Below are 13,526 nucleotides of genomic sequence, written 5' to 3'. Positions count from 1 at the left end.
GCAGGACTGTCCTGCGGGGCTGCCGCACCCGAAAACACTCAGGGGTGGCGTGCCAAGCGCCACCGCCAGCGCAAAGGCGGAGATCAAGAGCCCGACCGCGGAAAGCGACACGTGAAATTCGTGCGCTAGGTGCGCGGCAGAAGGCCTGAGATCATGAACTCGGTGGTGCCGAGGCAGAAAATGCTCAGGCCCAGGACGTAGACCGCAAGAGGCATCGCTGCACCTCAGTCCGCCGTCAGGTCAAGCCGCCGTCTACGCGAATCGTGCGACCGTTGATCCAGCGGGCTTCGTCAGACGCCAGAAAAGCGATGACGTCGGCAACGTCGTGGGGTTCGCCGAGGCGACCGAGCGGAGTGGCCTGGGCGAACAATGCCTTCTTCTCCTGGGGCATTTTCGCCGTCATGTCGGTGTTGGTCACCGCGGGCGAGACGGCGTTTACGGTGATCTGCCGCGGCCCCAGCTCGATCGCGAGCGCGTGCGTGAGCACGGATACCGCCGCCTTGCTCGCTGCGTAGATGCCAGTCCCGTCACGCGGGGCGAACACCCGCGCCGAGGCGATGTTGATGATGCGGCCCCCGCGTGGAGGAAAGAAAGGAAGAGCGGCTTGCGTGACCTGAATGGTCCCCCAGACGTTCGCATTAAACTGGCGGGCGTAAAAGGCGAGGTCAGCCTCGGTGACGGGCTTTGTTGCGAAAACGCCCGCATTGTTGACGAGGATGTCAACTCGCCCGAATTTGGAAACCACGCCTTCAGTCATGGCCTTAACCGAGGCGCCGTCCTCGATGGCGGCTTCAAAGGCCGCGGCATCGCCACCGCTGCGGCGGATTTGCTCGACGATTGCATCCGCCGCCTCGCGATGCTGGTAATAGGTCAGCGCGACTTGGGCTCCAAGCCCCGCAAGCCTGTTGGCAGTCGCAGCGCCGATGCCTCGCGAGCCGCCAGTAACGACTGCTACTCTGTCTCTGAGATTCATCTTCTCGACTCCGTCGGATGGTGCCTTCGGAACGGAAGATGGATGTTGCGTGTAGAGGATATAATCGTCCGGATTGTGAAAACAGTTTTTACCTTTGCTTAAAGGTGGGTGATGGATCGGCTGAGCAGCATGAATGTTTTCCTCCGGGTGACGGAGCGGGGCAGCCTCTCTGCGGCGGCACGGGAGCTGTCGCTCTCCCCGGCGGCCGTGAGCAACCATATCCGCGCCCTCGAGGATTGCTGGGCGCGCGGCTCCTCAACCGGACAGCCCGCCAATTAACATTGACCGAGGCCGGCGAGGAATTCCGGAAGCGCTGCGAGGTCATTCTATCGGAAGTGAGCGAGGCGGAAGCGGCAGCACTATCTCTTCAAGCCACGCCGCGTGGCATCCTCCGGCTGAGTGTCCCTACCACGTTTGCGATAAGGCACTTGGGCCCGGTGATTGCTGGCTTTCTCGATCGGTACGCACAGATGCAGATAGATGCGGTCCTCAGCGATAGGATTGTGGACCTCATCGAAGAAGGGTTCGATCTTGCCGTCCGGATCGGCGATCTTCCGGATTCGCGGCTCATGGCTCGCCGGATCGCGCCCTGCAGATTCGTTGTTTGCGCCTCGCCTGTCTACCTCGAACGACACGGTGCACCCAAGCAACCGTCCGACCTAGCAAAGCACCATTGCCTGGAGTACTGCTGCGGTCTGCCAGATGGCACTTTGCAGATCGTGACGGCAAGAAACTGGCTGTACCGATCAAGGGACGCCTCAAGGCCACGAATGGAGATTTGCTGCGTAGCGCCGCTATCAGCGGCCTCGGTATCACCTTGGCACCCACCTTTATCGTGGGAGACGATCTGAGGGAAGGTCGTTTGGTGCCCGCTCCTTCAGCATTACGAGGCAGAGTCCTCGAGCATCTTTGCGGTGCATCCGCCCGGGCGGCATCCGCCTCCGAAGCTGCGCAGTTTCATTGATTGGATGGTTGAAAGCTTTGGTCCCGAGGCGCCCTGGGACATCTGGCAGAACGGTCTGTAGGCGAGCACAACCGCTGGCGCATCAAAGTGGAACCTTCGACTTCTTGCCCTGCTTTGCCCGGTACATTGCGGTGGAACCCATTTTTACTGACCGAGCGCAACATGGATGCAGGTCACGGCAGAAACGCACGTGTGAACGCCCCGGCTTTGCCGGAGGCCATTTGGTCGAAGTGATGCCGCCAATGGCGGTTGTCCAGCATGGCATAGTAGCGTTGCTCGGCTTCGGCGGCAGGGCCTTGCCGATAGGCTTCAGGAGCCGCCGGTTGTTGAACCAATCTACCATTCCACCCCGTGAACTTGACGGCCTCAGTTGCGCAATGGCCCGCGCTGATGGATCACCTCGGCCTTGCAGAGACCGTTGTTGGTTGGAGAGCATTGTCATAGAAGGCTCCGACGCTGCCAACAGATGGACGATCCTCAATTCGCCTCGGACTGCGGTCGGGGCGCCGTCACACGACCGACAGGCTCGGCGATCGAGAGCGAGCGCGCGGCGAGCGCCGAGAACCCGGCTTCCGGGCCTGGACGCCGGCGGGCAATCTTCTGGTAGAGCCTCAGATAATCGGTGGCCATCCGTGAAGCGGAAAAGCGCTCCTCAAACCGGGCGCGAACGCTTCGTCGGTCCAGGGCCAGTACGTCCGGAATCGCCCGCACAGCCTCCTCCATAGTCGAGACAACCCGCCCCGTACGCCAATCTTCGACGATCTCCGGAACCGAGCCGCGTCGGAAGGCGAGTACCGGGGTGGCGCAGGCCATCGCTTCGATCAGGACCAGCCCGAACGGCTCAGGCCAGTCGATAGGAAAGAGCAGGGCAGCGGCTTGGCCGAGGAATTCAGTCTTCTCGCTCTCGCTAATCTCACCCATAAATTCCACTCCCGGTCCATTCAGCATCGGCGCGACGACTTCGCGGAAATAGGCTTCGTCGGCCTTGTCGACTTTCGCTGCGATCTTGAGTGGTATCCCCGCCGCGCGAGCAATGGCGATCGCTCGCTCGGGCCCCTTCTCCGGCGAGATCCGCCCCAGAAATGCTAGGTAGCGACCGTGGGCTTCGAATGTCGGCCTGTGAAGATCAAGCGGCAGGCCATGATAGACCGTCGCCACGAAGTTTGCGCGCGGAAGCGGCGCGCGTTGGGCATTCGAGATTGAGACGAGCGGCATCTTCGCGAAGTGCGCATAGAACGGCAGGTGGTCGGCTAGGTCCTGGCGGCCGTGCAGGGTGGTCAACGTGCGGCCGGCTTCCGCTCGGAACAACGGGAAGTGCAGATAGTCGGTATGGAAGTGGAGGACGTCGAATTCGGCGGCGCGCTCGCGAACTTTGTCGAGCTGCAGCATCTGGTGAGGGACCGAATCCCGGACATCAGGGTCGAGCCGCAAGGCTCTCGGCGTGCACGGGACCAACTCGGCGGACGTGATAGAATCTCCGCTCGCAAACAAAGTGACCTGGCGTCCTTGCTTGACGAGCTCCTCGGTGAGGTAATGGACGACCCGCTCCGTGCCGCCATAAAGTCGCGGTGGGACGCTTTCAAACAGTGGTGCAATCTGCGCAATCCTCATCTCCATCCTCCGTGTATGCACAATTGGCCCAAGCCGTCCTGACAAGCTCCGGATGCGCACGTCAAACCGCTGCATCCGTTCCGGCAAACGCCTTCGACCCAATGCACCTGGTAGCTGGCCAGCGCCGCTTTGAGACATCGGTATGGGGCGCTGGTTTCGTTCTATCTGGCATTGGGATGCCCCGGCGCTTGGCTCCGAGCACTCCATCCGGAGTGGCGTCGCCTCGCTGTGGCGAGCCAATCGCCACCCCGCGGGCGACGAAACTCGGCGGGTCGCTGGCTGGGAAGGACTCCAGAAGCGCTGTATCGACCAGGTCGTCTTGCCAGGAGGTCATGGTAGCTCTCGCTTGCTCCGATTGGAATTCATTGCGCGGCGCTGGATGCCGCCTACAGCAAGAAAATGGGATTGCAGCCCAGGATTTCGCAAGGGTCCGAAGAGGTTGTTTGAAGGTGGTCGCTCGAGAGTGACTGATGTCTCGGCCGGCCATGTGTGTCCAAGCGCGCCAGATCGATTCGATTCAAAGGATCTGGTGCACGACTTCAGGCATGAACCCGTCGCGAGGACAACTCGGCAGCCGTCGGTCCCGGAGACAATGCCTCTGCCGTCCTCTGTAAGGCTGCTTAAGTGGTGGCCGTTGTAGTCTGCTTCTTGGGCGAGGGTGCGTGCGGTTCGCGCCGCACGCAGGTCGACCCATTCGATCGCCATCCCCGTTTTCAAGAGGAGCAGCCCCTACAGATATCGGGGACAATCTCCTCCGCCCGGAACGTGTCCATACTGATGTTACGCTTGGTTCTGGTACTCCGGCCATGCATCGTTCGTTCGGGCGATGAGGTCTGAACGACTGCGTTCGCACCGTCCGGCCGCTTCGAAGGCTTTTGCTCTGCGCCGGCCAATTCTGTCGCGCTCAGCAGCAGTGCCAGTGCTAGTAAAGCTGAAACCAAGGGGCACCACGCTCGCGCGCCAGCTTCAGCCATCGCGGAAAGTGGCCCGACGCTGCGAATCCTGGATTGCGCAGCGATGCGCCGGGCTGAGCGCCGCAGAGTGCGGCCCATAATGCGCTCTAACGAAGCGCCGGTTGTGAGATGACACGTACTTTTCATAACCACATCCTCCTAGAAGCAACGTGGATCCAAGCTTCTTGCCTGGTGATCGCGCCAATCCTGCCGAGGCATTGGCAACAAAAAATCTAGGAAATCTCCGGCGACGCCTCAAGCATCTCGACTGAATTCCGAACGGAAGCAAAGCATATCGGCCGCCGACGGGAAGAATGGCTGACGGTTGCTGGTTGTAAGTCGCGCTAGTCTCAGTCCTTGTGGCCAGCGCGGCTGCTCTTGGAGCTACGAGCACTAAGTTTCTTGCGAGGTCAGGCGTGGCGCGAGCCGGTGCTGGAGGAGCGGGGGTGCCCAGCCCGGCGTTCCGCTCTCGGCAACACAGAATGCTACTCTTGGTTCAAGAGACCGCGACGAAAAGAGACTGGCCCTCGCGTTTGACGCGCAGGAGGACCGGCCTGTTCTCCCGCCGAGCGTTCGCCCACGCCTCGGCCACGTCGGACGGCTGATTGACCTCGCGGTTGTTGACGCTCGTGATGACGTCCCCCGGCTGGATCCCGCTCTCGGCAGCCGGACTACCGGGCTCCACATCGCCGACCATCAAACCCGCCGTGTCCGTGCCCAGCTGCTTCCGAGCCGCCTCCGGGATCGGCACGAGACTCAATCCAAGTCGTTTGCTCGTCCTACCCGAGTCCTGCAAATCGCTCATTCCGCTCCGCCGGTCCTCTTGAGGCCGGCCGAGCGCGACGGTGAGTTCCTCCGTGTTGCCGTTTCGGACCACCGTTAGATTCAACGGCGATCCCGGTTTGGTCCGCGCGACGGCGCGCGACAGGTCGCGCGGTCCGGCGATGGTTTGACCATCAGCGCGGGTGACGACGTCCCCGATTTTGATCCCGGCCTTCTCCGCGGGACTACCCGGCTCCACGGATGCAACGAGGGCGCCCTTCGTATCGGAACGGCCTAACGCCTGTGCGATTCCGGTCGTCACTTCCTGCAGTCGGACGCCGAGGTAGCCGCGTTCGACTTTTCCCGTGCGGATGATCTGATCCGCGACGGTCTGCGCCGTCCGCGACGGCACAGCAAATCCGATGCCCACGTTAACTCCAAGCGGCGAAAGGATCGCCGTATTGACACCGATGACCTCGCCTGCCGCGTTGAACAGCGGACCTCCGGAATTGCCCTGATTGATTGACGCGTCCGTCTGCAGGAAATTATCGTAGGGCCCAGCTTGAATGTCGCGTGCCCGCGCCGAGAGGACCCCGACGGTCACCGTGCCACCGAGTCCGAAGGGGCTGCCGATCGCGATCGTCCACGCCCCCGGCTCCATCTTGTCGGAATCACCCCACGCCGCTACAGCCATGTTGGGCCGCGGCTCGATCTTGAGCACCGCGATATCCGTCGATGGATCACGACCGACCAGCTTCGCCGCCACGTCGGTTTTGTCCGCGAAGCGGACGTGGATCTCGCTGGCGTTATCCACGACGTGATTGTTCGTGACGATGTGCCCCTCGGGGCTGACGATGAAACCCGAACCTAGCGCGGTCCGCTCGCGTGCGCGAGGTTCGCCGAACCGCCGCCGAAATAGCTCGCCAAGGGGCAGATCGTCCGGAGCCTGGCGCGCTTCGTCTTCGATCATCTGTTTCGTCAGAATCGCGACCACCGCGGGGGCTTTCTGTTTCACGACGGCGGTAAAGTCGGTCGGAACTGCCGCCTGCTGTGAGTGAGCCGGCAGCGCCGTCGAGCAGATTGCGGCACCAAGAGTACTCGCGAACAAGGTGCAGAATAGTCGCGCTTTAAGATTGCCGGCCATAAGACAGTCCTTTCCGTCAAGGCAAACGAGCCCGCCTTTCCGGTTGCGCCGGGCGCCTCGGGGTCGGGCGGTTTGCGGGCAGTAACGTCGCTTCGAGTGCAGGGTTGCTATGTGGGCCGGCATTCCGGCAGAAAAGCTCTGTCGCGGCGCCGTACGTCCGCAGTGGCAAGGCCTCTTTCCAGGTCGGCAATAAGGTGCAGGCGAGCTGGCCCGCGTTGCGGTTGCGGTTGCGGCCGGACGGCACCGGGCCTATCGCCGCATAGGCCGCCCGGGAATTCCGCTAAACGAGGCGTTCGCTGTCCATGCTTTCCCGGGACCACGCCTTGGGCGGGGCACCCCGGATTTGCGCCAGGACACGTCGACGTACCGGCTCATCCTGTGCGGCAATGGCCGACGCGATGTCGCGCAACGTTCCGCGCAAGCCATACAGCTGATCCAATAGGTCCAGGATGATCGCAACGCCGTCGTCGTTGACACCCATGTCGCTCTTCAGGTCTCGGATCAGCTGGGCACGGGCGACGTCGATCTCGGCAAACAGCCATTCCTCACCTTCGCTGCTGGGGGTAAGCCAGCCGGCCTCGACCCAGCTGTGGAGGTGCTCGCGGTCGAGCCGCGCGTGAACGAGAAATTCATTGATCTCCATGCCGGGCCTCATCGGTTCACGCTGCATGACTTGCCCCGGCGGTCCAGCTCGATATCAGCCTTTCAAGTTCCAGGTCGCGCTTTTCGGGCAACATGATCTTCAACGTGACGTATTGATCTCCTCGCGTGCCGTTGGAGCGCCGAACGCCTTTTTGCTTGAGCCGCAGGACCGTTCCGGTGTTGGACCATTTCGGCACGGTCATGGTGACAATTCCTGTCGGAGTCGGCACCTCGATCTTGCCGCCGAGCACCGCTGTTTTAAGCGGGATCGCCAATTCGACATGGATGTCGTCGCCGTTGCGCGTGAACAGCGGGTGTCCGTGCACCTCTAATTCTATCAGGGCATCCCCGGCGGGTCCGCCACCGTGACCCGGCCGTCCCTTGTCGCGAAGCCTCAGTATTTGGCCGTCGCGACTCCCGGGCGGAATGGTGACTTCGAGGGCAGAGCCATCCGGGAGCGTGATCTGGCGCTTTGCGCCGTTCACCGCATCAAGGAAGTCGACTTCCATGCGATAATAGACGTCCTCTCCTCTCATCCGGAAAGTCGCGCCGGCGGCTCCGGATCGTCCGCGCCGGCGGAACAGTTCGCCAAACAAATCCCCTTCGTCGTCAAGATCGGAAAAGCCGGCGTCGCTGCTATAGGCCGAGGCTCCGGCACCTTCGGCAAAGTCCCGATAGGAACGGTACCGCGGTCGCTCGGCTCCCGAGGCATCGATTTCTCCTCGGTCGAAACGCGCTCGCTTGTCGGGATCGCTGAGCAGGTCGTAGGCGGCCGAAACCTCCTTGAATTGTTCCTCTGCCCGCTTGTTGCTTGGATTAAGGTCAGGGTGCAGCTTTTTTGCCAACCGGCGATAGGTCTTTTGGACCTCCTCCTGCGACGCGTCCTTCTTCAGGCCCAGTGTTTCGTAGGGGTCGGTGGCCAACGCCTTCTCCTCTCATGTCTCGAAATGGTGGAATTCGTCGCGGTCTCGAGGTTTGACAGCTTCGGAATGCGAGGCTCGTTCCTGCCGTCGCCTCGCAACGGTGACCCGGGCCGGAAGCAGCAGCCGCTCGTGGATGATGTAGCCTCCTCGAGAACTTGCACGACGGTGCCCGGATCGTGTTCGTCATCCTCCACCTGCATTACGGCTTCGTGCAGGGCAGGATCGAACTTTGCTCCGAGCGCCTCGACCCGGCGGACAGCAAACCGCTCAAGCGTTGAGGTCAGAATCCTCTCGGTGGCTTTAATTCCTTCGAGCAGGGAAGAGTCGTCGGTCATATCGGCGCGTCGCTGCTCGGCGGCAGCAATGGCACGATGCAGATTATCGAGCACCGTCAGGAGCTCGCGAGCGAAGTCGGCGATGGCGTACTGGCGGGCATCCTTCGCCATGCGCTCGCCGCGCTGGCGAGTGTTCTCGGCATCCGCCAGCGCGCGCAGCAGCCGATCACGTAGGGCGGCATTTTCCGCCTGAAGAGAATCGCGCTCTTTGGCTTCTTCGACAGGCGGCGCCTGCTCGCCCGTGACGTTCTCCTGCATCCGGACCTCCTATCGCGGATCTGTTGAGCGGCTAGAGGAGCTTTGAGAGCCGCAGTGCCTCATCCCGTCTTGCGATCTTTGTCATCCAGCTCCTCGAATTCGGCATCAATCACGTCGGCGTCTCCCCGATCGCCGGATGTTCCGGAGGATTGCGAGCTGCCTGCTCCGCTACCGTGCTGCTGGATTTCCGCAAGACGCTGCGCAGCTTTCTCCAGCTGGGCGACAGCTTCCCGAACCCGGCCGATATCGTCGCCCTGCATGGCGTCCTTGACCCGGGTGATGAGTTGCCCGACTTCATCCTTCAGGGCGGCTGGTATGCGCACGCCCAACTCCTGCATGGTCTTCTCGATCCGGTAGACTGCGGCATCGGCCTGGTTGCGCGTCTCCACCAGCTCTTTCCGCCGGCGATCCTGCTCGGCGTTCGCTTCGGCCTCGCGAACCATCCGCTGAATGTCCGCTTCACTCAGTCCGCCGGATGCCTGGATGCGGATGGACTGCTCCTTGCCGCTCGCTTTGTCCTTCGCGGAAACATGCACGATGCCGTTGGCATCGATATCGAAAGTGACCTCGATCTGCGGCATGCCACGGGGAGCGGGTGGAATTCCCACCAGGTCGAATTGGCCGAGCAGCTTGTTGTCGGCGGCCAGCTCGCGTTCCCCTTGGAACACGCGCACTGTGACGGCACTCTGATTGTCCTCTGCGGTCGAGAAGACCTGGCTGCGTTTCGCGGGAATGGTGGTGTTACGGTCGATCAGCTTGGTCATCACGCCGCCGAGCGTCTCGATTCCCAAGGACAGGGGAGTGACGTCGAGCAGGAGCACGTCCTTCACGTCGCCCTGCAGCACGCCGGCTTGAATGGCGGCCCCGATGGCCACGACCTCATCGGGGTTGACGCCCTTATGGGGCTCGCGCCCGAACAAGGCCTGGACGGTCTCCTGCACCTTGGGCATGCGGGTCTGGCCGCCGACCAGTACGACTTCATCGATCTGACCAGGCTCCAGACCGGCGTCCTTCAGGGCAGCCTGGCATGGTGGGATGGTTTTCTGGATGAGGTCGTCGACGATCGCTTCCAGTTTGGCTCGGGTCAACCGGATGTTGAGGTGCTTGGGTCCGTGCTGATCCGCGGTGATGAACGGCAGATTGACGTCGGTCTGTGTGCTGCTGGACAGCTCGATCTTGGCCTTCTCCGCAGCGTCCTTGAGACGCTGTAGCGCCAGGCGGTCGTTCCGCAGCTCGATGCCGCTTTCTCTCCTGAATTCATCCGCCAGATAGTCGATAATGCGCTTGTCGAAGTCTTCGCCCCCTAGGAAAGTGTCGCCGTTCGTCGCCTTGACCTCGAAGACGCCGTCGCCCACCTCGAGGATCGAAATGTCAAACGTGCCGCCGCCCAGATCGTACACCGCGATCTTGCCGGTGGCCTTCTTCTCCAGTCCGTAAGCGAGTGCCGCCGCAGTGGGCTCATTGATGATGCGCATGACCTCCAGGCCGGCGATGCGGCCTGCGTCCTTCGTGGCCTGGCGCTGGGCGTCGTTGAAGTAGGCCGGCACCGTTATGACCGCCTGCTTGGAAAAAGCCCGAATGGCGCGGCCTGAGCATGTTGAAAATGGGCCTGCGCTTGTACTGGCGCCGGTCGGTAGGGATGCGGCAGTAATCTGTTCGATGCTGCAGGCTGACGGCACTTTTGCTCGTGAGCAGCGGAGCCTTATCGAGCTGGTGGGCAATCTGGGCGAGGCGGCAGCCGCCGTGATTGCAGAAGAGGCCTTGACCCACGAGGATCGCGGCAGCCTTGCGCGGTGGATTCTCAACCAGCCGCCATGGTCGGATTTTCCTTTTGTCCTGCTGACGCTGAGGGCAGCGCGCAATCCGCAGCCAGATCTCGTCGAGTTGCTCGGAAACGTGACCGTGCTCGAACGGCCCCTCGCTGCGGCTTCGCTCAAGAGCGCGGTCAAAGCGGCCGTCCGGGCGCGGGTAAAGCAGCGACAGACTGAAAGCTATCTGGATCAGTTGACACATCTGACCGACACGCTGGAACGGCGCATCGAGAATCGTACCCACGAATTGGCGAATGCAAATCGGCGGTTGATGGCCGAAATGGTTGAGCGCGAGCGGACCGAAGTCGCGCTTCGCCACGCCCACAAAATGGAGGCCGTGGGACAACTCACTGGTGGCATCGCACATGACTTCAATAACCTGTTGACGACCATCATGGGCAATCTGCAGCTGCTTGGCTTGCGCATCGAGGACGAGCGCCTCCAGCGTTACCTGCGCAATGCCATGCACGGGGCGGAACGCGGCGCCAAGCTGGTGAAGCAGCTCATGGCATTTTCGCGTAAGCAGCACCTCGCGCCAGAGCCCATCGACATCAACGAGCTTGCCGGAGTGGTCGCCGAGCTCCTGTCGCGGACGATCGGGACCGGCATCCGCCTTGAAGTCGCCACCCAAGAGGGCTTGTGGCCGGCGCTGGTCGACCCGACCCAACTTGAACTCATGCTTCTCAACCTTGCGTTCAATGCACGCGATGCCATGCCGACGGGTGGCACCATCGTCATCGAAACTACCGCTCTGAACCGCGTCCCCGACCAACTGGCGAGCGAGCTCAAAGCAGGGCAATATGTGTGCATCTCCGTCAAGGACACCGGCACGGGCATGCCGCCGGATGTTCTGGCCCGTGCCTTCGATCCGTTCTTCACCACCAAGGCTCCCGGCAAAGGCACGGGCCTCGGCCTGTCACAGGTCTACGGCTTCGCCCGCCAATCCGGTGGGACGGTCAAGATCGAAACCGAGCTCGGTCGAGGCACCGTGGTCCGCATCTTCCTGCCTCGTTCTACTGAGGCCGTCGTTGCCGGCCAGGGATCCAGCGAGCTGACGGCGTCTGCGAGGGGGACGCTCTGGTTATCGACGATGATGCTGACGTGCGCGAAACGACCGGCGGCATGTTGGAGGCATTAGGTTACCGGGTCGTTGCCACTGATGACCTTGAAGCCGCCTTGGCAGCTCTCGACCGCGAGAGCGTTGACCTGGCGCTGGTTGATTTGGCCATGCCGAAGATTTCCGGAGTGGATGTAGGGCGACAACTACGGGAACGCTCGCCGCGCCTTCCCATTCTGTTTTGCAGCGGCTTTCCAGACCTGATCGAGGAGAATAGAAAGCGCATCAGCAAGGAGGCATTTCTCAGCAAGCCTTATTCCCTTGCGGAGCTCGCGGCAACAATTGAGGCGATCTCAGGCGCAAAGCCGGTTGCTGTCGATCCGTCCCCGGCCGTCATGAACGGCTGACCTGCAGGGCTACACTCAGCCGTTTAGCCATCGCGAGACCACGAGCCAGAGCCTAGGTTCACCGCAGAACGGCTTGGGCGTCCATCACCAACCCGGTGCCACGTAGTCGAGCTCGGCAACATACCCGTAGGGCGGCAGCGGCGTACGATATACCGGCGCGGGCACATAGACGGGGCGCCTCACCACGACGGTCCGTTCGCGGACGATTGCGGCGGGCGGCTCCACGATCGGCCGCCTGACCACGTACGTCGTCGCCGGTGGTAAGATCGCGGGGTACGGATCCAGATAGATTGTCTGCGCAAACGCAGTGCCCAGGCCGGGGCCAAGCCATCCGGTGACGGCCAAGCCCATGACCACGAGTAATCTCGGTACAGCTCTCATCTCTTCGCCCTCAAATTCAAGCGCCTAGCGGTCGAACGGGCACGGCTCATCAAAGTTCCTTTGACCGCTCGCAAATGCGTTGCTTGAGCGAGTGGCTCGAGCTGAGCACGCGCGGGGACAGGCGCAGGCATTCTGTACGTGAAGCACGGTCGCCCGCGAGCTGCCGCCTCGCCACGAACTTCAGTCGAGTTAAACTTTGCCATCTAGTTTGAAACCACGCAGCTTCCTCTTGGTTGTTCGCGATGTCCGCCTCGATTGAGCCACTCGACGGTCGCGACGGAGAAACTGCCCGAGAGAAATACTGACTCGGTCGGCACATTGTGGCGCCGTCCGTTTCAGAGGCCGGATCATGCTGGACGTCGACATACAAGCGGACGCCGCGCCCCACGTCATTGTGGTTGGAAACGAAAAGGGAGGTACGGGAAAGACGACGGTCGCGATGCATATCGCCGTCGCGCTGTTGAAGGTCGGCCAGCGGTTGGCGACCATCGATCTCGATGGCCGCCAGCGCACCCTTACCCGCTATATTCAGAACCGGCGCAACTGGGCTCGCAGATGTCATATCGAGCTCGAGCTGCCGACTCATTTCACCGTCACGCGTGCCGACGGTCTCAAGGTGGACGAAAACGAGGTCGCCGAGCTGCAAGAGTTCGAGCAAGCCATCGCATCCATCGGGCGCCGCCACGACTTCGTCGTGATCGATACCCCACCGCACGATAGCTATTTGATGCGGCTGGCGCATTCCATCGCGGACACAGTTGTGACACCGCTCAACGACAGTTTTGTCGATCTGGACGTGCTGGCGAGCCTCGATGCCGTGACGCTGGGCATCATTGGCGTCAGCCACTACGGGGAATTGGTGCGCGAAATGCGTCGCCATCGCCGGTCTGTCGACGGCACCCTGATCGATTGGATCGTGCTGCGCAACCGGTTTTCCCCTGATCCGGCCTCAAGTAAATCGGTGCTATCTGAAAGCTTGAACGAACTGGGATTGGCGCTGGGCTTTCGAACCGGCGCTGGGCTACCTGAGCGTCCGGTTTACCGGAATCTCTTTCCCCGTGGCCTTTCGGGGCTGGACGGCGATGTGCCCGGTATTGATGCCGATGCAGCGCATTCCGTGGCTGAGCGCGAGGTGCAGAGCGTCCTGGATGCATTGAGGCTACCGGTAGACGGACGCGGTCGCCGCCGTGCGGCTGCGCGACGGGAGTGGTTCGCGGCGCGAGGCGAGCCCCTTAAGCTTGACGACTTGCTCGCCGAACTGCCCCGCTGAGCCGCGGGGCACTTCTGTTGTTTAGCCGGTCGTCC

The 13,526-nt window shown here is 62.0% G+C and carries 10 protein-coding genes and 1 pseudogene; 3 read left to right on the top strand and 8 right to left on the bottom strand.

Annotated features, from left to right (window positions below; genetic code table 11):
- Window positions 1-235 precede the first annotated feature (235 nt).
- The 8 genes and pseudogenes from IVA88_RS28455 to dnaK form a co-directional block, all read right to left on the bottom strand.
- Window positions 236-973: a glucose 1-dehydrogenase gene (locus IVA88_RS28455; protein WP_247500522.1), complete on the bottom strand. Its 738-nt coding sequence runs from the start codon at window positions 971-973 to the stop codon at window positions 236-238.
- Between the two features lie 359 nt (window positions 974-1,332).
- Window positions 1,333-1,608, bottom strand: a complete 276-nt coding sequence (locus IVA88_RS28450) for a hypothetical protein (protein WP_247500521.1) — start codon at window positions 1,606-1,608, stop codon at window positions 1,333-1,335.
- A gap of 806 nt (window positions 1,609-2,414) precedes the next feature.
- Window positions 2,415-3,548 carry a glycosyltransferase family 4 protein gene (locus IVA88_RS28445; protein ID WP_247500520.1) on the bottom strand — a complete coding sequence of 378 codons (1,134 nt, stop codon included), beginning with the start codon at window positions 3,546-3,548 and terminating at the stop codon, window positions 2,415-2,417.
- 1,449 nt (window positions 3,549-4,997) lie between these two features.
- Window positions 4,998-6,407, bottom strand: coding sequence for a Do family serine endopeptidase (locus IVA88_RS28440; protein WP_247500519.1), 1,410 nt, complete (start codon window positions 6,405-6,407; stop codon window positions 4,998-5,000).
- 280 nt (window positions 6,408-6,687) lie between these two features.
- Window positions 6,688-7,050 (bottom strand): chaperone modulator CbpM, encoded by a 363-nt coding sequence (locus tag IVA88_RS28435; protein WP_247500518.1) that lies wholly within the window; start codon window positions 7,048-7,050, stop codon window positions 6,688-6,690.
- Window positions 7,051-7,066: 16 nt separating this feature from the next.
- On the bottom strand, window positions 7,067-7,972 hold the full coding sequence (locus tag IVA88_RS28430; RefSeq protein ID WP_247500517.1) for a J domain-containing protein: 906 nt from the start codon (window positions 7,970-7,972) through the stop codon (window positions 7,067-7,069).
- Complete coding sequence (locus tag IVA88_RS28425; protein WP_247500516.1) at window positions 7,939-8,565, bottom strand: nucleotide exchange factor GrpE; 627 nt, start codon at window positions 8,563-8,565, stop codon at window positions 7,939-7,941. Before IVA88_RS28425 ends, IVA88_RS28430 begins: the two co-directional genes overlap by 34 nt.
- A gap of 59 nt (window positions 8,566-8,624) precedes the next feature.
- Window positions 8,625-10,127, bottom strand: a pseudogene (gene dnaK, locus IVA88_RS28420) (molecular chaperone DnaK); the annotation flags it as partial.
- A gap of 16 nt (window positions 10,128-10,143) precedes the next feature.
- Between dnaK and IVA88_RS28415 the strand changes: the two are divergent.
- The 3 genes from IVA88_RS28415 (at window position 10,144) to IVA88_RS28405 (ending at window position 13,491) form a co-directional block, all read left to right on the top strand.
- Window positions 10,144-11,514: an ATP-binding protein gene (locus IVA88_RS28415; protein ID WP_247500515.1), complete on the top strand. Its 1,371-nt coding sequence runs from the start codon at window positions 10,144-10,146 to the stop codon at window positions 11,512-11,514.
- The gene (locus tag IVA88_RS28410) at window positions 11,478-11,840 is read left to right on the top strand and encodes a response regulator (RefSeq protein ID WP_247500514.1); all 363 of its coding nucleotides are present in this window, start codon (window positions 11,478-11,480) and stop codon (window positions 11,838-11,840) included. The genes IVA88_RS28415 and IVA88_RS28410 overlap by 37 nt, the downstream gene beginning before the upstream one ends.
- A 730-nt stretch (window positions 11,841-12,570) precedes the next feature.
- The gene (locus IVA88_RS28405) at window positions 12,571-13,491 is read left to right on the top strand and encodes a division plane positioning ATPase MipZ (protein ID WP_247500513.1); all 921 of its coding nucleotides are present in this window, start codon (window positions 12,571-12,573) and stop codon (window positions 13,489-13,491) included.
- Window positions 13,492-13,526 lie beyond the last annotated feature (35 nt).

This window comes from Bradyrhizobium sp. 149 (assembly GCF_023073915.1).
Lineage (GTDB): Bacteria > Pseudomonadota > Alphaproteobacteria > Rhizobiales > Xanthobacteraceae > Bradyrhizobium.
Note: the sequence above shows the minus strand (reverse complement) of the source record. Positions and strands in the feature narration are given on the sequence as shown.